General features: G+C 71.1%; 1 protein-coding gene. It reads right to left on the bottom strand.

Features of this window, described 5'->3' with window-relative positions; genetic code table 11:
- Window positions 1–315: metal ABC transporter permease (locus KVT32_RS29460; RefSeq protein ID WP_217619358.1), on the bottom strand; the 315-nt coding region annotated here is incomplete at both ends.

The following is a 315-nucleotide window of genomic DNA, read 5'->3' as shown; positions in this document are numbered from 1 at the left end:
CGATCAGGTAGGCGAAGGGCAGCTTGCGCGCCTCGCGGTAATGGCGCACGGCCAGGCTCGGCACGATCAGGCTGGCGAACACCAGGTAGACCCCGACCAGCTGGACCGAAGCCGCCACCGCCAGCGCGAACACCAGGTAGAAGCCGAGCCGCCCAAGACGGTTGCGCAGCAGCGCCAGCAGCGCCAGGATCAGCACCGCGCCGGCCGCCGGCATCACCAGCTGGTCGTAGCTGACCCACAGGATCTGCCCGGCCAGCAGGTCCTGCAGGTGCTCGCCGCCGTGCGGGTTGTGGGCGACCAGCAGCAGGCCGGCGG

Source organism: Achromobacter sp. GbtcB20 (genome assembly GCF_019091095.1).
GTDB classification, from domain to species: domain Bacteria; phylum Pseudomonadota; class Gammaproteobacteria; order Burkholderiales; family Burkholderiaceae_B; genus Achromobacter; species Achromobacter mucicolens.
Note: the sequence above shows the minus strand (reverse complement) of the source record. Positions and strands in the feature narration are given on the sequence as shown.